Source organism: Streptomyces sp. TLI_171 (assembly GCF_003610255.1).
In the GTDB taxonomy this organism is placed as follows: domain Bacteria; phylum Actinomycetota; class Actinomycetes; order Streptomycetales; family Streptomycetaceae; genus Kitasatospora.
Genome location: NZ_RAPS01000001.1, coordinates 6,599,472 through 6,615,786, shown reverse-complemented (window position 1 = coordinate 6,615,786; position 16,315 = coordinate 6,599,472). Strand labels below are relative to the sequence as shown.

The 16,315-nt window shown below is 74.7% G+C and carries 16 protein-coding genes; 9 read left to right on the top strand and 7 right to left on the bottom strand.

Annotated features, from left to right (window positions below; translation table 11 throughout):
• Positions 1 to 15: 15 nt before the first annotated feature.
• Complete coding sequence (locus BX266_RS29440; RefSeq protein WP_099904706.1) at positions 16 to 3,996, bottom strand: BTAD domain-containing putative transcriptional regulator; 3,981 nt, start codon at positions 3,994 to 3,996, stop codon at positions 16 to 18.
• Between the two features lie 367 nt (positions 3,997 to 4,363).
• Between BX266_RS29440 and BX266_RS29435 the strand changes: the two genes are divergently transcribed.
• The 8 genes from BX266_RS29435 (at position 4,364) to BX266_RS29420 (ending at position 9,981) form a co-directional block, all read left to right on the top strand.
• Positions 4,364 to 4,549, top strand: a complete 186-nt coding sequence (locus tag BX266_RS29435; protein ID WP_099904704.1) for a hypothetical protein — start codon at positions 4,364 to 4,366, stop codon at positions 4,547 to 4,549.
• A 247-nt stretch (positions 4,550 to 4,796) separates the two neighbouring features.
• Positions 4,797 to 7,304 (top strand): class III lanthionine synthetase LanKC, encoded by a 2,508-nt coding sequence (lanKC, locus tag BX266_RS29430; RefSeq protein WP_143687027.1) that lies wholly within the window; start codon positions 4,797 to 4,799, stop codon positions 7,302 to 7,304.
• A gap of 82 nt (positions 7,305 to 7,386) precedes the next feature.
• The gene (locus BX266_RS39390) at positions 7,387 to 7,506 is read left to right on the top strand and encodes a class III lanthipeptide (RefSeq protein WP_218969282.1); all 120 of its coding nucleotides are present in this window, start codon (positions 7,387 to 7,389) and stop codon (positions 7,504 to 7,506) included.
• 47 nt (positions 7,507 to 7,553) lie between these two features.
• Positions 7,554 to 7,673, top strand: a complete 120-nt coding sequence (locus tag BX266_RS39385) for a class III lanthipeptide (RefSeq protein ID WP_218969281.1) — start codon at positions 7,554 to 7,556, stop codon at positions 7,671 to 7,673.
• 50 nt (positions 7,674 to 7,723) lie between these two features.
• The gene (locus tag BX266_RS39380; RefSeq protein WP_218969280.1) at positions 7,724 to 7,840 is read left to right on the top strand and encodes a class III lanthipeptide; all 117 of its coding nucleotides are present in this window, start codon (positions 7,724 to 7,726) and stop codon (positions 7,838 to 7,840) included.
• 71 nt (positions 7,841 to 7,911) lie between these two features.
• Positions 7,912 to 8,028 (top strand): class III lanthipeptide, encoded by a 117-nt coding sequence (locus BX266_RS39375; protein WP_218969279.1) that lies wholly within the window; start codon positions 7,912 to 7,914, stop codon positions 8,026 to 8,028.
• 132 nt (positions 8,029 to 8,160) lie between these two features.
• Positions 8,161 to 9,450 carry an MFS transporter gene (locus tag BX266_RS29425; RefSeq protein ID WP_099904701.1) on the top strand — a complete coding sequence of 430 codons (1,290 nt, stop codon included), beginning with the start codon at positions 8,161 to 8,163 and terminating at the stop codon, positions 9,448 to 9,450.
• A gap of 90 nt (positions 9,451 to 9,540) precedes the next feature.
• Positions 9,541 to 9,981 (top strand): hypothetical protein, encoded by a 441-nt coding sequence (locus tag BX266_RS29420; protein ID WP_099904699.1) that lies wholly within the window; start codon positions 9,541 to 9,543, stop codon positions 9,979 to 9,981.
• Positions 9,982 to 10,004: 23 nt separating this feature from the next.
• Here the strand turns inward: BX266_RS29420 and BX266_RS29415 are convergent, their stop codons facing one another.
• On the bottom strand, positions 10,005 to 10,463 hold the full coding sequence (locus tag BX266_RS29415) for a group III truncated hemoglobin (RefSeq protein WP_099904697.1): 459 nt from the start codon (positions 10,461 to 10,463) through the stop codon (positions 10,005 to 10,007).
• A 116-nt stretch (positions 10,464 to 10,579) separates the two neighbouring features.
• Between BX266_RS29415 and BX266_RS29410 the strand changes: the two genes are divergently transcribed.
• A complete protein-coding gene (locus tag BX266_RS29410) occupies positions 10,580 to 11,569 on the top strand; it encodes an aldo/keto reductase (protein WP_099904695.1) in 990 nt (329 codons plus the stop codon).
• Positions 11,570 to 11,619: 50 nt separating this feature from the next.
• Here BX266_RS29410 and BX266_RS29405 read toward each other — a convergent pair whose 3' ends face one another.
• From BX266_RS29405 to BX266_RS29385, 5 genes are all read right to left on the bottom strand, one after another.
• Positions 11,620 to 12,687, bottom strand: coding sequence for an LLM class flavin-dependent oxidoreductase (locus BX266_RS29405; RefSeq protein ID WP_099904693.1), 1,068 nt, complete (start codon positions 12,685 to 12,687; stop codon positions 11,620 to 11,622).
• 5 nt (positions 12,688 to 12,692) lie between these two features.
• Positions 12,693 to 13,601 carry an ABC transporter substrate-binding protein gene (locus BX266_RS29400; RefSeq protein WP_099904691.1) on the bottom strand — a complete coding sequence of 303 codons (909 nt, stop codon included), beginning with the start codon at positions 13,599 to 13,601 and terminating at the stop codon, positions 12,693 to 12,695.
• A 28-nt stretch (positions 13,602 to 13,629) separates the two neighbouring features.
• Positions 13,630 to 14,352, bottom strand: coding sequence for an ABC transporter ATP-binding protein (locus tag BX266_RS29395; RefSeq protein WP_099904689.1), 723 nt, complete (start codon positions 14,350 to 14,352; stop codon positions 13,630 to 13,632).
• Complete coding sequence (locus BX266_RS29390) at positions 14,349 to 15,161, bottom strand: ABC transporter permease (protein WP_099908453.1); 813 nt, start codon at positions 15,159 to 15,161, stop codon at positions 14,349 to 14,351. The genes BX266_RS29395 and BX266_RS29390 overlap by 4 nt, the downstream gene beginning before the upstream one ends.
• Positions 15,162 to 15,271: 110 nt before the next feature.
• Positions 15,272 to 16,300, bottom strand: coding sequence for an NrtA/SsuA/CpmA family ABC transporter substrate-binding protein (locus tag BX266_RS29385; RefSeq protein WP_099904687.1), 1,029 nt, complete (start codon positions 16,298 to 16,300; stop codon positions 15,272 to 15,274).
• Between the last annotated feature and the right edge of the window lie 15 nt (positions 16,301 to 16,315).

The window sequence follows — 16,315 nt, the reverse complement described above, 5'->3', positions numbered from 1 at the left end:
CGGGCAGGCTAGGCGTCAATCCGCTTCGGAGGGAGCCGATTTCGGGAGTTGCAGCGCGGCGAGGCCGGCCAGCGCCTCGCCCTCCCAGCGCGGCGACTCCCAGCGGCGGGCCACGTCGGCGGCCTGCCGGAAGAACCGGGCGGCTTCCTCGGTGCGACCGAGGTAGCGGGCGAGTTCGCCGAGCGACAGGGCGACCGGGCGGGCCGCCACCGAGGTGGAGCTGGCGCCGGCCACCAGATCGGCCAACGGCCGCATCTCCTCCAGGAGTTCGACGGCCTCGGCGCGCTCGTCGAGCGCCACCACGGCGTCGGCGCGCATCATCAGGAACAGCGAGCGGAAGTAGTCGGCGTGCACGACGCGGCGCCCGACCCGGGCCTGCCGGGCCTCCTCGGGGGTGTGGCCGGCGGCCAGCAGGGCGAGCGCGGTGACGTCGGAGACCAGCACGCCGTACTCGGCCCGGTGCTGGTCGATCAGCGGCAGGACCTCGGCGAGCCGGCCCTGCCGGTGCGCGATGACGATCCGGACCAGCGCGCCCAGCCCGTCGGCGTGCAGCGAGCCGCGGGCCCGCAGGCCGGTCAGCGCCCGCTCGTACAGTTCGGCGGCCTCCTCGACCCGGTCGGCGGCGAGTTCCAGCATGGCGCGCTGGAACAGCACCACGTCGGCGAGCTCCACCAGCCCGTAGCGGTCCGCGAGTTCCTCGCCGGCGGCGAGGTGGCGGCGCAGCGCGGGCAGGTCGCCGCGGACGGCGGCGGCGGTCGCGGCGAGGTGCTCGGCGTGCCAGCGGTACGCGGGCAGGTCGTGCTCGGCGGCGAGTTCGGCGATCTCCGCCGCCAGTCTGGCCCGGTCGACGGGCGCCAACTCGTGGTCGTAGGCCCGGGCCTGGGCGCCCAGGGCCAGGCAGAGCAGCAGCGGGTCGCCCTCGGCGCGGGCGATCGCCACCGCCTCGTTGGCCGCGGCCACCGCCTCCGGGTCGCCGCTGCAGTCGAGTTCGTAGGTGAGCGCGTCCAGCAGGCGGCAGCGGGTGGCCGGCGGCAGGTCGGTCCGCCGCAGCAGCCTGGTCAGCTGTTCGACCGCCTCGTGGTCGAAGGTGCCGTACGGGTGGGTGACCCACGGGGTGGGCTCGGTCCAGGCCGTCCAGGCGGCGATCAGCAGGTCCTCCCGGCCGCTCTCCCGGGCGAGTCGCAGAGCCCGCCGCTTGGTCTCCCCCGCGTCGGTGACCTGCCCGGCCCGGACCTGGGCGCGCAGCAGGGCGCCGAGCAGCTCGATCCGGCGGGCCGCTCGGTCCTCGCCGGGCTGTTCGGCGGCCCGCTCCAGGTTGTCGAGGGCCTGGCGCAGCAGGGCGACCGAGCTGCGGTGGGCGTAGCGCCGGTCCGCGGCCTCGGCCGCGCGCACGCAGTGGTCGACCGCCAGCGCGGCGGTGGCGGTGGTCGCGGCCTGGGTGAAGTGGTGGGCCAGCGCGGTGAGTTCACCCGGACGCAGGTCGTGCAGGGCGTGCCCGATCCGCCCGTGCAACCGGGCCCGGCGCAGGCCGCCGAGATCCGCGTACAGGGTGTCCCGGACCAGCACGTGCGCGAACCGGACGGTCCCGGGCCGGGGTTCGAGCAGCAGGCCGCCCGCGACGGCCGCCTCCACCGCCTCGGTGGCGGTGTCCTCGTCCTGCTCGCCGGCCCGCAGCAACAGGTCGACGTCGGCCTCCCGGCCCGCGACGGCGGCCAGCCGCAGCAGGTCGACAGCGGGCGCGGGCAGCCGCTCGAAGCGCCGCCGCAGCACCTCCCGGACACCCTGCGGAACCTGCCGCAACGCGGTCGACTCGTCCTCCAACGCCAGTAGTTGGGCACTCTCGGCGAGGTAGAACGGGTTGCCGCCGGTGCGCTCCGCGAGCGCCCGGACGGTCTCCGGCCGGACGGGGGCCGCGCAGACGGCCTCGATCAGCCGGCCGGCGTCCGGCTCCGCCAGGCCCCCGAGCGTCACCCGGGTCGGTGCGCGGCGTGCCAACCGGGCCAGCACCTCGGCGAGTTCACCCTCGCCGGGCCGGAACGCGGCCACCAGCAGCAGGCCCCCGTCCGGTCCGGCCGGGCCCGGGTCGGCGGCCAACTCCGCCAGCAGCTCCCGGGTTTCGGGGTCCGCGGCGTGCAGGTCGTCGAGCAGCACGGCGAGCGGCGCCGTCCGGGCGGCGGCGTGCAGGTGGGCGATCACGGCGCGGTGCAGCCGGAACCGCCCGGAGACCGGATCCTGACGGTCCATCAGGTCCGGGTCGGCGAGCAGCGGGGCGAGCGCCCCGTCCCCGGCGGTGGCCGGTTCGTGCCAGGCCAGCTCCCGCAGCACCTCCGTCCACGCCCACGCGGCAGGCGCCCCCGCGCTCTCCGGACACCGCCCGGTCACCACCCGCCAGCCGGCACCCGCCAGTTCCTCCCGCAGCCGCCCGAGCAACGTCGACTTCCCGGCCCCCGCCTCCCCGCTGACCAGCGCGAACCCCACCCCACCCCGTGCCTCCGCCGCAGCCCGCCGCAACGCCGCCAGCTCACCCTGCCGGCCGACGAACAACTGCCGCCGCACCGATCGAACCTCCCCCGGCACCGCCAGAGCGCCCACGGCACCACCCCCCGCACCCAGGGCATCAACAGCGGCGGGAGAGACGGCCACGCTCCCAGCAGGGGCAGCGCTCCGCGCACCCCCGCCGGGCACCACGGGCAGCAGCAGCCCGTCGGCAACCGCACCACCCGCAACAGCCGCGCTCCGCGCACCCCCGCCGGGCACCGCGGGCGGCCCGTCGGCAACCGCAGCACCCGACGCACCCGCAATAGCCGCGCTCCGCGCACCCCCGCCGGGCACCGCCGGAGACACGGCGCCGGCCACCGCAGCAGCCGGTCCGACGGCGGCGGGAGAGACGGCCACGCCTGCGGCGGCGGCCATGCCCCGTGCGTCCACGGCGGGCGCCCCCGGGGTCACGCCGCCGGCAGCCGCAACACCCGCCGGATCCGCAGCAGCCGACGCATCTGCAGCGGCCGGGCCCACGGCGGTCTCTGCGGCAGGCGCGCCGCCGGCAGCCCACTCGACCGCCCCAACCACGCGAGTCGCGGCGGCCCGCCCGTCAGCGGTGGCCTGCACGGCTGCCCCGTCTGCGGCAGTTCGGCCGCTCGTTGCTGCCGCGGCTCGGGCACCCGCCGCCAGCCGCCCGGCAGCGACCGGCGCACCCGCGCCCAGGCCCGCGCCGGTACCTGCGCCTGGGCCCGTGGCCGGTTCCGGCCTTCGGACGGTGAGTTCATCGACCCGCTGGTGCAGGATCGCGGACTCCACGGCCGCCAGCGCCGGCCCCGGATCGAGGCCGAGTTCGGCGGCGAGGTGGGCCCGGGCCCGGCGGACGGCGGCCAGTGCCTCGGCCTGTCGGCCGCCGTGCCACAGGGCGAGAGCCAGTAGCCGCCAGCCCTCTTCGCGCAGCGGGTGGGCCCGGACCAGCCCGGCGGCGTCCTGCGCGGCGAGCCCGGCCCGGCCCTCCGAGAGGTCCCACTCCACCGTCAACTCGCGTGCTGCGGTGCGCAGTCCGTCCAGGCGGGCGATCTCGGCGGCCGCCCACGCCCGGTCGGCGAATTCGCCGTACGCGTCGCCGCGCCAGAGTGCCAGCGCCCGCCGCAGCACCTCGCTCGCACCGGGCCCGCCCGCCGCGGCGAGCAGTCCCTCGAACTCCTCCGCGTCGGTGCGGACGTCCCGCAGTGCGTAGCCCCCGGCCTCGCTGACCAGCAGGCGGGCGGCCTGGCGGGGGCCACGTTCGGGTTCCAGCAGGCGGCGCAGGTTGGAGACGTACGCCTGGAGCGAGACGGCGGCCTTCGCGGGCGGGCGGCCGTCCCACAGGTGGTCGATCAGCCGGTCCGCCGGGACGGCCGCACCGTGTGCGACCAGCAGTTGGGCGAGCACGCCGCGCTGGCGCGGGCCCCCCAACCGGGTGGCGGCCCCCGCCACTTGCGCCGTGAGTGCCCCGAGCACAGTGATCCGCACCATCGTGTGCCGAGCCTATGCGATGCCGCGCCGCCACCACCGCCGACCTGCGCTCCAACCGGGTTCCAACCGGGTTCCAACCGGGTTCCACGTCGGCTCCAAGTGCCGCTCGCCGGCCGCCCGGTGCGGATGGTGTCAGTGGTGCGGATGGGACGACTGGACGGCTTGTGCCAGTGCAGGATCCGTCCACTCCACCGGACTTCCACCCGGTCCCGAGGAACGCCAAAGTAGAGGTGTCGGCAGGCGGAAAGAACGAAGAAGAAAGCACCGCCGGCCGATCGGGAAAGGCCCGGGGGATTCCCGGGAGCGCACCGTCGAATTGCCGAGAAACAGCCGCTACAGAATCGACTTCCGCGAAGGAGACAAATCCGTGAACGCCACCCGTCTGTCCCGCATCGCGCTCGCCGGACTGCTGATCGCCGGTCTCTCGACGTTCTTCGGACTGGCTGCCGCTCCCGTCTCCTCCGCCGCGGTCCCCCTCTCCACCGCCGTCTCGGTGCCGTCGACCCCGTCGCCCTCGGCGACCCCCGACGGCGACGTGACCTGGGGCCAGTGACCACGCATTCCATTCGCCAAGGAGCTCGAAATGAACGGCACCCTGAACTTCCTCGCCGATTCGCCGGAGTCCGCGGAGCGCACCGACAGCGTCCTCGGAAACACCCGGCGCAACCTGAACCAGGGCTGGATCGTCGCCTGAAACCGCGGCCCGAACGGGCCGGCCGGAAATCCGGCCGGACATCCGACCGGGAAAGCCCGACCGACAGCACCTGCCGAACCTCCGACCACGGAAAGGGGTGGACGACGTGAAGCGCACGCACCACATGTTCGCCGGGGACGATCCGCTGTTCTACGACCACCCCGTGGACCGGGCCGAGAAGCGCCGGTTCGCCGCTGCCGACCGCCCCACCCCGGCGGCCTGGCGCCGCCACGAGGACGCCACCTGGCAGTACCTCACCCCGGCCTGGGCCGAACTGCCCGACCAGGGCTGGAAGATCCACGTCTCGGCGGTGCCCGCCGAGGCCGCCGAGGTGGTGGAGCTGGTCAGCGACTACTGCCTGGGCGTGGGTCTGCCGCACAAGTTCCTGGTCAGCCCGCGGGTGCACCACCTGAACAACAGCAAGTACGCCCGCCGCGGCAGCAGCGGCAAGCTGCTGACCGTGTACCCGGCCGACGAGGCCCAGTTGGAGTCCGTGCTGGCGGGTCTCGGCCCGCTGCTGGCGGGCCGGGCCGCACCGTACGTGCTCGGCGACCTGCGCTGGCAGGACGGGCCGCTGTACCTGCGCTACGGCGGGTTCCGCGAGCGCTGGTGCACGCTGGACGGCGGCGAGCGGGTGCTGGCGATCGCCCGGCCCGACGGCACCCTGGTGCCCGACCGCCGCAACCCGTACTTCGAACTCCCGGAGTGGCTGGAGGTGCCCGCGTGCGTCGCCGGGCAGCTGCGGGCCGACGAGGCGGCCACGGCCGGCCTGGCCGGGCTGCCGTACGAGATCGAGCGCGCCCTGCACTTCTCCAACGGCGGAGGCATCTACCTGGCCCGGGACCGGGAGAGCGGTGCGCAGGTGGTCCTGCGCGAGGCCCGCCCGCTGGCCGGGCTGGACGGGGCCGGCACCGACGCGGTGGCGCGCCTGCACACCGAGGCGCGGGCCCTGCGGGCGCTGGCCGGGCTGGAGTTCGTGCCCCGGCTGATCGACGAGTTCACCGTCTGGGAGCACCACTACCTGGCCGAGGAGTACGTCGAGGGCGAGACGCTGCGCCAGTTCCTGGCCCGCTCCAACCCGTTGACCAGACCCGACCCGACCCCGGCGGAGCTCGCCCGGTACACCGAGCAGGCCCTGGACGTCCTGGACCAGTTGCAGCGCGCCGTCGACCAGGTGCACGCCCGCGGCTACGTGTTCGGCGACCTGCACCCGGCGAACGTGCTGCTGCGCCCGGACGGCCGGATCTGCCTGGTCGACTTCGAGGTGGCGCACCGCCCCGACCGTGAGCCCGGGCCGAGCGTGGCCTGCCCCGGATTCGTCGCCCCGCACGCCGACACCGGCTTCGAACGCGACCGGTACGCCCTGGACTGCATCCGCCTCGCGTTGTTCCTGCCGTACACCATGCTGCTCGACCTGCAGCCCGGCAAGGTCGACCAGCTGGCCGACGCGATGGCCGAGTTCTTTCCCGTCCCGGCCGCGCACACCGAGCGGGTGCGCCGCGGACTGCGCCGCCCCGGCGAGCAACTCACCACCCCCACTGAGCTGTTCGAGGGCAGCGAGACCAAGCGGCTGCCGGATTCGCTGGCCCGGGCGATCCTCGCCTCGGCCACCCCGGAGCGCCCCGACCGGCTGTTCCCCGGCGACCCGGCGGGCCTGTCGGACGGCGGCTGGACCCTGGCGCACGGCGCGGCCGGCGTGCTGCACGCCCTGCACAGCACCGGCCAGGGAGTGGAGGAGGCACACCTCGACTGGCTCTGGCGGGCCGCCCGGCGCGCCGACGACCCGCGGCCCGGCCTGTACGGCGGACTGCACGGCGCGGCCCTGGTGCTCGCCGAACTCGGCCGCGAGGAGCAGGCGTTGGAGCTGGTCCGGCGGGCTGCCGGGACCACGGAGCTGTCCCTGCACAACGGTCTGGCCGGCATCGGCCTCGCCCTGCGCCTGCTGCACCGGCGCACCGGGGACACCCGGCTGCGGGCCGCGCTGGACCGCACCGCCGAACAGCTGGCCGCCGCGCTCGACCCCGCCGCACCGCCGCCGCCCGGCGCCGGCCTGCTGCACGGGCCCAGCGGAATCGCCGAGTTCTTCCTGCAGCGCCACCGGGACGACGGCGACCCGGCCCACCTCGACCTGGCCGCCCGCGCCCTGCGCGCCGACCTGGCCCAGTGCCGCACCAGCGAGGAGGGCGCGGTCAACCTGCAGGACGGCACCCGGCTGCTCCCCTACCTGGGCTCCGGCAGCGGCGGCGTCGGCCTGGCGCTCGGCCACTACCTGCGCCACCGGCCCGACCCCGAGTTCGCCGCCGCGCTGGACGGCATCCTGCTCGCCGCCCGCGCCCGGCTGGTGATCTTCAGCGGCCTGTTCCACGGCCGGGCCGGCCTGCTCGCCCTGCTGGCCGAGCACCGCGACCGCCCCGGCTCCGAGGAGCTGATCGACCGTCAGCTGCGCCTGCTCGCCTGGCACGCCGTCCCGTTCCGCGAGGGCACCGCGTTCGCCGGCGACCAGCTGCACCGGCTGTCCATGGACGTCGCCACCGGCACCGCCGGCGTCCTGCTGGCCGTGCACGCCGCGAACGGCGCGCCGCTCGACCTGCCCGGCCTGCCGGGTCACCCCTGAGCCCGCACCCCGCGGGCCCCACCGACCCCTCCGAGGCGACCGCTCCGGAGTCAACGCACCACCACAGCAGAGGAGTTGCACCATGTCCGAGGTCCTGAAGCTGCAGAACCTGTCCGTCGCCGACACCGACGAGGGCGAGCTCTCCGACTGGAGCACCATCTCCAACCACTGCGGCAGCAAGATCGAAGAGGACGCGCTCTAGGTCCCCCTGGCCACCCGACCAACCACCCACCAGAAGGAGTCAACGCCATGTCCGAGGTCCTGAAGCTGCAGAACCTGTCCGTCGCCGACACCGACGAGGGCGAGCTGTCGGAGTGGAGCACCATCTCCAACTACTGCCACAGCAAGATCGAGGAAGACGCGCTCTAGGTCTCCCGCGGAACTCCACAACCACCGACTGACCAGCAGGAGTTGTCACCATGTCCGAGATCTTGAGGCTGCAGAACCTGTCCGTCGCCGACACCGGCGAGGGCGAGCTCAACGACTGGAGCACCATCTCCAACCACTGCGGCAGCATCGACGAGGAAGCCGTCTGAGCTGCGCCACCGCGCACCGGCACCATCCCGACCCCCATTCGACCGCGCACCACAGCAGAGGAGTTGTCACCGTGTCCGAGGTCCTGAAGCTGCAGAACCTGTCCGTCGCCGACACCGACGAGGGCGAGCTCAACGAGTGGAGCACCATCTCCAACTACTGCCACAGCATCGACGAGGACGCCGTCTGAGCACGGCCCGCCGCCGACCCGGCCCGCCCTCACCCCCGTAGGGCGCGGCCGGGCCTCCCCGAGGCGGCCGGCACCCCCCGGTGCCGGCCGCCTCGGCCGTTCCGCAGCCAGTCCCGACCCGGGAGGACCGCCGTGGCAGACGCCCCGCTCACCCCGCTCCACCGCAACCCCGACTACCAGCGCCTGTGGCTCGCCCACGCGCTGTCCGCGTTCGGCTCGCAGGCGACGTACCTCGCGCTCCCGCTGGTACTGCTCGCCGCCACCCACTCGATCACCGACTTCGGCGTGGTCACCTTCGCCGAGATCGTCTCCTCGCTGTTCGCGAGCTTCCCCGCCGGGGTGCTGGTCGACCGGCTGCGCCGGCGCACCGTGCTGCTGGTCTGCGACCTGGCCCGGGCCGTCAGCCTCGCCCTGTTCGCCGCCGTGGTGCTCGCCGACCGGGTCAGCCTGCCGCTCGCGGTGGCCGTCGCCGTCCTCAACAGCGTGCTCAGCGCGCCGTTCGGGCCCGCCGCCTCCGCCGCGCTGCGGCACGTGGTGCCGCGCAGCCAGCTCACCACCGCCGTCTCCATGGCGCAGGCCCGCTCGGCGGTCGCCACCCTCGCCGGGCCGATGCTCGGCGCTGCGCTCTACGCCGTCACTCCCGTGCTGCCGTTCGTGGTCGACGCCGCCTCCTTCGCCGCGTCCGCGCTCTGCGTGCTCGCCGTCCGGCTGCCGAAGGAGCCGCCCCGCACCGGCCCGGCCAAGGCCGACCGGCCGCCGTTCCTGCGCGACCTGACCACCGGGCTGGTCGAGGTGCGGCGCAGCGCCTTCCTGCGCTACACGCTGGTCAACGCCGCGCTGGTGAACTTCGTGTTCAGCGGCATCGTGGTGGTGCTGGTCGCGCAGGGCGCCGAGTCGCCGTCCGGCAGCTACCACAACGGCGTGATCATCGCGATGTCCGGCGCCGGCAACCTGATCGGTGCGCTGTTCTCCGCCCGGGCCGGCCGCACCCTCGCCCCCCGCACCCTGGTCCTCGCGGTCTGCTGGAGCACCGCGCTGCTCACCCCGTTCCTCGCCCTGGACGGCGGGGTGGCCCTGACCGCCCTGCTGATCGGCCTGTGCAGCCTCAGCACGCCGGCCGCCAACGCGGTGATCTCCGCCGCCCGCCTGCACTCCGTCCCCGACCACCTGCTCGGCCGCGTCCAGACCGCCTGCGGCATCGCCCCCGCCCTCTTCGTCCCCTTCGGCCCCCTCGCCAGCGGCGTCCTGCTGGACCACTTCGCCGCCTCCACCGTCCTCCTGCTGAACGCCGCCCTCCTCCTCGCCCTCGCCGCCTACAGCACCCTCAGCACCGGCCTCCGCCACATTCCCGACCTCCGCGCCCCAAGCCCGCGCTCCCGCCCTGAACTCCCCCGCACCAAAACGAGTTCGGCCACTGCTTGACCGCCCTGGCCTGCCGCCGCCCTCGCCGAGCTCGACGCCACCGGCAACCGGCCCGGTCGCGGGCCGGTCCGCGCTGGCAGGATGGCGGCCATGGCAGCACGTCCCGACGATCACGAGCTGAGTACCGCGCTCCGGCACGCCGGCTCCCCGGAGTGGTCCGTGCGGGCCGCCGCCGGCCGGCGGCTGGCCGGCGCGGAGCGGATCGAGGACCTGGCGGACGTCCTGCACGGCCTGCTGCTGGACGGCCGGGACACCGCGGTGGTGCAGGAGACCGCGACGGCCCTGCTCGAACGCGGCGACACCGCCGGACTGCGCTGCGTCCTGCGGGCCCGTCACCTGGTGGAGGCCGACGACGTGGCGGACGAACTCGGCGCCGCCCTGGGCGGGGACCCGCAGTGGCTGACGACCGAGGGCGCGGACCGCCTGGTCGCCCGGCTCCACGAGCTGGCCGCCGACCCGGACCCGGGGGTCGGCGACGAAGCCCACCGGATCCTGGCCCGGCTCCGCCCGCGCGAGCAGTGGGCGACCTGACGGGGGCGTGACGCCGGGGCCGCTCAGGCGGTGCGGATGCCTTCGCTGCCGGAGGCGAGGCGGACGGCCGAGAGCGGGACGAAGCCGCCGGTACCGCCGTCGGTGTCGCCCTGGCCGAGGCGGCGGAGCATCGCGACGGCGAGCCGCTGGGCCTGGGCCTTGGCGCGTTCGGTGACGGGGCCCGCGTGGAGGCCGTCGAGGGTGGCGCGCCAGAGCTGGACCCAGCGGCCGAAGTGTTCCGCGTCCAGCGGGCTGATGGCGTGCATCGCGGCGTGCGGGGCGAGCGCGTTGCCGCGGTAGCTGCCGGTGCGCAGCAGGGCGCTCTCCCAGAAGTCGGTGATCCGGGGGAGGTGGGCGTCGAGGTCGAGGCGGGCGATCTCGGTGAAGTAGGGGCCGATCAGCGGGTCGGCGAACGCGGCGCGGTAGAAGCGCCGCAGGGCGTGCTCCAGGTCGGCCCGGGTGGTGATGTCCGGCAGTGACACGGCTTCCTCCTCGCGCGGCGCACGGGCGCGCTCCCCGGTCAGGGTACGTCGGGGCCGGTCGGCCGGGGCAGGGCCGTTGGTCCCGTGGGCGGGTCCCACCTGGCAGGATGCTCGCTATGAGCTTCCTCGCCGCGGACGACCGCTATGCCTCGATGACCTACCGCCGCGCCGGGCGCAGCGGCGTGCAGCTGCCCGCCGTCTCGCTCGGCCTGTGGCACAACTTCGGTGACACCCAGCCGCTGGAGGTGCAGCGCGCGGTGCTGCGCCGGGCGTTCGACCGGGGGGTGACGCACTTCGACCTGGCGAACAACTACGGCCCGCCGTACGGCAGCGCGGAGCGCAACTTCGGTTACCTGTTCGCGCAGGACTTCCGCCCGTACCGGGACGAGCTGTTCATCGCCTCGAAGGCGGGCTACGACATGTGGCCGGGCCCGTACGGGGACGGCGGCAGCCGCAAGTACGTGCTGGCGAGCCTGGACCAGTCGCTGGAGCGGATGGGTCTGGACTACGTCGACGTGTTCTACTCGCACCGCTGGGACCCGACGACTCCCCTGGAGGAGACGATGGGCGCCCTGGACACGGCGGTGCGTTCGGGTCGGGCGCTGTACGCGGCGATCTCGAACTACCCGGCGGAGCAGCACCGGGAGGCGGTGGCGATCCTGCGCGAGCTGGGCACGCCGTGCCTGCTGAACCAGGCGAGCTACTCGATCCTGAACCGCCAGCCGGAGGAGGGCCTGCTGGACGCGGTGGGCGAGACCCAGACCTCGCTGATCGCGTACTCGCCGTTGGCCCAGGGCCTGCTGACGGACCGTTACCTGTCGGGTGACGTGCCGGCGGGGTCGCGGATGTCGGTGGGCCACTTCCTGAAGGAGGAGGCGCTGACGGAGGCGAAGCTGGACCAGCTGCGGGCGCTGGCGAAGGTCGCGGAGGGCCGCGGGCAGAGCCTGGCGCAGCTGGCGCTGTCCTGGGTGCTGCGGGACGAGCGGGTGGTGTCGGTGATCATCGGCGCGTCCGGCGTGAAGCAGCTGGACCAGAACCTGGACGCGCTGGCGGCCGGTCCGCTGACCGCGGAGGAGCTGGCGGAGATCGACCGGCTGAGCCGGTAGGGGCGTGAACGGGCGGGCGGCCGGGGAGAGTTCGGCCGCCCGCCCGGGCCTCAGCGCAGCTGCGGGAGCACCGTCTCGGCGACCCGGTAGGCCTCCTCGAGCAGCGGGTTGCCGGACAGGATGAAGGTGTCCACGCCCAGCTCCTGGAATTCCCGGAGCCGTTCGACCACCTGCTCGGTGGAACCGACCACCGCGGTGCCGGGCCCGGGCCGGAACAGGCTCATGCCCGGCCACAGGTTGGGGTGGGTCTCCAGTTCGCGGGCGCGGGCCGGCACCCGGCCGCCGTGCTGGCGGAACTGGCGCTGCCAGCCGACGCCGTCCTCGGCCTGCCGGCCGCCGAGCTGGCGGGCGTAGGTGGCCTGGCTGGTGACGTCGAGCAGGCGGTCGGCGGCGGCCCAGGCCTGTTCCTCGGTGTCGCGGACGATCAGGTGCAGGCGCAGGCCGAGCCGCAGTGTGCGGCCGTGGGCGGCGGCCCGCTCGCGGACGCGTTCGAGTTTCTCCTTGAGCAGGTGCGGGGGTTCGCCCCAGGTGAGGTAGACGTCGACGTGTTCGGCGGCGACCTCGATGCCGGCCGGGGAGGAGCCGCCGAACCAGAGCGGGATGTGGCCCTCGCGCAGCGGCGGCAGGTCGCGCAGCGAGCCACCGGCGTTCTTCAGCCGGTAGAACTCGCCCTCGTGGTCGAAGACTTCGCCGCTGGTGAGGCGCTTGACCAGGCTCCAGTACTCGGCGGCCAGCCGGTAGCGGTCGTCGTGCTCGACGTGCAGCCCGTACTCGCGCAGCTGCTCGGTCGACCCGTTGACCACGTTGAAGCGCAGCCGGCCGGGGCCGTGCAGGTGCTCGAAGCTCAGCGCCATCTTGGCGAGCAGGGTGGGCGAGACCAGCCCCGGGTGGACGGCCAGCAGCGGCTGGAAGCCGGGCCCGGTGGCGGCGGCCAGTGCGGAGCCGAGCGCCCACACGTCGTACTGGTCGGTGGCGAGCAGCGCGCCGCTGTAGCCGAGCCGTTCGACGGTGGCGGCGAGGTGCTGCAGGTAGCCGAGGTCGACGGGGCGGCGGCCCTCGGGCTCCCACGGGTAGTGGCCCTCGCGGGGGATCAGGTACCACAGGACTTCGGTGGCCATCCGGATCAGACCCCCTGCGCCGCGCGGGCGACGGCTTCGGCGACGGGCTGCTCCAGCGCTGGCAGGTGGGCGTCGGCGACGGTGACGGGGCGGTCGACGAAGCCGACCTGCAGGAAGATGTCGGCGGCCTCCTGCTGTTCGGCGACGAACGCGGCGGTGGCGGGCTCCAGCTGCCAGGGCAGGACGGCGAGCGCGGCCTCCCAGTCGGCGGCCTCGCCGCCCTGGTCGGCGGCGGCGAACGCGGCGGCCTCGGCGAGGTGCTCGGCGGCCCAGCGGTCGGCGCGCTGCAGGGCGGTGACGATCGCGGCGACCACCTCGGGGCGCTGCTCGGCGAGGTCGCGGCGGGCGAAGAACACCGAGCGGTCGGTGATCACCGCGGTGGTGTCGACGAGTTCGCGGAAGTCGCCGCTGCGCCGGGCGGCGGCGAGTTCCGCACCCTGGGCGATCCAGCCGGCGATGGCGCCGCTGCGCAGCCGCTCGGCCTCCTCGCCGGTGGGCCGCTCGGCGCTGACGTCGTCGCGGTAGGAGAGTCCGTGCTGGTGGAGCGCCTTGGCGAGCAGGTGGGTCTGCCAGGAGCCGATGCCGAGCACCACGGTGGCGCCCTTGAGGTCGGCCACCGTCCGGATCGGGCCGTCTGCGGCGACCAGCAGGGCGCCGTGGCCGTGCCGCGGTGCGGAGACGGCGGTGTAGACGATGTCGTGCCCGGCGGCCTGCGCGGTGACCGGCGGGGTGGAGCCGGTGCCGCCGAAGTCGATGGTGCCGTCGGCGAGCAGGGCGCCGGTCCGGGTGCCGTCGCTGTAGTGGTGGAACGCGGCACTCTCGCCGAGCGGGGCGAGCTCCTGCTGCAGGTAGTCGAGGCGGGCCAGGTGGTAGAGCGAGGGGTTGGAGCGGTGGACGCCCAGGGTGATGGTCATGTCGGGGGTTCTCCTAGCTGATGGTGCGTCAGGAAGCGTTGGGATGGGCCGGTTCGTGCACGCCGAGGTCGGTCAGCAGGCGGCGGCGCAGGGCCGCGAACCCGGGGTCGGACGGGTCCCGGGGGCGTTCGACGGTGACGGTCTCGTCGCGGACCAGCGCGCCGTCGCGCAGCACGGCGACCCGGTCGGCCAGCCGGATCGCCTCGTCGACGTCGTGGGTGACCAGCAGGACGGCGGGGCGGTGCTGGCGGCAGAGTTCGCCGACCAGGTCCTGCATGCGCAGCCGGGTGAGCGCGTCCAGGGCCGCGAACGGCTCGTCCAGCAGCAGCAGTTCGGGTTCGCGGACCAGGGCCCGGGCGAGCGCGGCGCGCTGGGCCTCGCCGCCGGACAGGGTGCCGGGCCAGGCCCCGGCGTGGTCGGCGAGGCCGACCTCGGCCAGCGCGCGCCGTCCGGTCTCCCGGGTGGCGGCGCCGCGCGGCAGGCCGACGACGACGTTGCCGAGCACCCGCTTGGACGGGATCAGCCGGGGCTCCTGGAACACCACGGTGCGCGAGGGCGGGACCAGCACGGTGCCCTCGTCGGCGCGGTCGAGGGCGCCGAGGATGCGCAGCAGGGTGGTCTTGCCGGTGCCGGAGGCGCCGAGCAGGGCGAGGAACTCGCCGCGGGCGATGTCCAGGTCGATGCCGTCGAGCACCGCGCGGGCGCCGAACACCCGTCGCAGGCCGCGGACGTGGACGGCGGGGGTGCTCATCGTCCGGCCCCCGTCCGGGCCCGGGCGGGACGCCAGGGCATCAGGGCGCGCTCCAGCACCCGGACCGCGCCGTCGGCGGCCAGGCCGAGCAGGCCGTAGATCAGGATGCACACGGCCAGCACGTCGGTGCGGGAGAAGTTCTGCGCCTGGGCCATCAGGTAGCCGATCCCCTCGGTGGAGTTGATCTCCTCGGCGGCGATCAGCGCGATCACGCTGAGCGTCATCGACAGCCGCAGCCCGGAGAGCAGCGCGGGGAGCGCGCCGGGCAGCACCACCTCGCGGACGATCGCCCAGCGGGACAGCCCGAAGCTGCGCATCGCCTCGACCAGCTTCCGGTCGGTGTTGCGGACGCCGCCGGACGCGGAGACGTACATCGGGAAGGAGGTGGCGACGCCGATCAGGGCGATCTTGGCGGTCTCGGTGATGCCGAACCACACCATGAACAGCGGCACCAGGGCCAGGAACGGGACGGTGCGCAGCACCTGGACGGCGGAGTCGAGCAGTTCCTCGCCCAGCCGGAAGAAGCCGGTGACCACGCCGAGCACCAGTCCGGCGCCGGCGCCGAACAGCAGGCCGAGGGCGGCCCGGGTCAGCGAGGTGGACAGCGCGTCGGCCAGCTGCCCGTTGCCCCACAACTCCCGTACGGCCTGGAGGACCTGGCCGGGCGAGGCGAGCACGTCGGGGGTGAGTGCGCCGGTCGCGGCGGAGAGCTGCCAGGCCGCCAGCAGGGCGAGCGGGCCGAGGGTGCGCAGCGCGAGCGAGACGCCGCGCGGCCTGGCGGCGGCGGTGCGGGCCCGCGGCGCGACCAGTCCCGCCGCCCGGGCCTGCTCGGTGGCGCTCGCCGGCGCCCCGGCGCCGGGCCCCGCCGCCGCCGTCCGCCCCGCCCCGGCCTGCGCCGCCACGGCTCCCGCTGCGCCGGTCACTTCGCGCTCCCGGCGAGGGAGTTGACGTCGATCAGGTAGGGCTTGACGTCGACCAGGGTCTTGGTGACGCCCTGGTCGGCGTAGAACTTGGCGACCACGCCGAACCGGGCGGTGTCGGCGTCGGTGATCGGGGAGTCGACGGCGCGCTGCTTGCCGAAGTCGACGGCGATCTCCTTCTCGGCGGCGGTCACCGCGGTCGGGCCGGCGTCGGTGAACACGTTGAGGTAGGCGGCGGGGTCGGCCTTCTCCTTCGCGCCGTTCTCGTGCAGGTAGCCGTAGAACGCCTTCAGCACCTCGGGGTGCTGCTCGGCGAACGCCGAACGCGCGGCCCACACCGCGTAGTTGTCGCTGCCGACGGCCTTGCCGTTGACCAGGAAGTGGGCGCCCGCGTTGGCGATGGCCGGGATGGAGAAGGTGCCCCAGGTCGCCCAGGCGTCGACCTGCCCGGAGTTGAACACCCCGGAGGTCTGGTCGGCGCGCAGGTAGACCCGCTGCACCTGGTCGACCGGAATGCCGTTCTTCTCCAGGGCCTTCAGCAGCAGGTACTCGGAGGTGCCGCCCTGGGAGACCGCGACCTTCTTGCCGACCAGGTCCTTGACCTCCTTGATCGGCGAGCCGTTCTTCACCAGGATGCCCTCGCCGGCCTCGTCGGGCGCGGTCTGCGCGAACAGCTTGAACCCGGGCTTCTGGGCGAGCGCGGCCACCGCCGAGGTGATCGAGCCCTGGGCGACGTCCAGCTGATCGGCGTTCAGCGCCTGCGCGGCGGGGGCGAAGGGCCCGGCGCTGCCGGTCCACGCCACCTTGGCGTGCACGGCGGCCAGCGCCCGGTCCAGCGAGCCGTCCTGCTTCCCCTTGGCGAGGAACCCGGAGTTGCCGGGGTCGGGCACTCTCAGCACCACCTCGGCGCCGCTCTTGCCGTCGGCGGACGCCGAGGCGTTCTTCGCGGACGAGCCGCAGGCGGTCAGGATCAGTGCGGCGGCGGTCAGGGCGGTGGCGGTGGCGGCGAGACGGACGGGGGTGCGCATGGTTCTCCTCAACGG

Bases quoted from the DNA above. Each gene is read 5' to 3' on its own strand.
- BX266_RS39380 (WP_218969280.1), top strand. From the start codon at position 7,724: ATGTCCGAGATCTTGAGGCTGCAGAACCTGTCCGTCGCCGACACCGGC.
- BX266_RS29440 (WP_099904706.1), bottom strand. From the start codon at position 3,996: ATGGTGCGGATCACTGTGCTCGGGGCACTCACGGCGCAAGTGGCGGGG.
- BX266_RS29385 (WP_099904687.1), bottom strand. From the start codon at position 16,300: ATGCGCACCCCCGTCCGTCTCGCCGCCACCGCCACCGCCCTGACCGCC.
- BX266_RS29400 (WP_099904691.1), bottom strand. From the start codon at position 13,601: ATGACCATCACCCTGGGCGTCCACCGCTCCAACCCCTCGCTCTACCAC.
- BX266_RS29395 (WP_099904689.1), bottom strand. From the start codon at position 14,352: ATGAGCACCCCCGCCGTCCACGTCCGCGGCCTGCGACGGGTGTTCGGC.
- BX266_RS39390 (WP_218969282.1), top strand. From the start codon at position 7,387: ATGTCCGAGGTCCTGAAGCTGCAGAACCTGTCCGTCGCCGACACCGAC.
- BX266_RS29410 (WP_099904695.1), top strand. From the start codon at position 10,580: ATGAGCTTCCTCGCCGCGGACGACCGCTATGCCTCGATGACCTACCGC.
- BX266_RS39385 (WP_218969281.1), top strand. From the start codon at position 7,554: ATGTCCGAGGTCCTGAAGCTGCAGAACCTGTCCGTCGCCGACACCGAC.
- BX266_RS29405 (WP_099904693.1), bottom strand. From the start codon at position 12,687: ATGGCCACCGAAGTCCTGTGGTACCTGATCCCCCGCGAGGGCCACTAC.
- BX266_RS29420 (WP_099904699.1), top strand. From the start codon at position 9,541: ATGGCAGCACGTCCCGACGATCACGAGCTGAGTACCGCGCTCCGGCAC.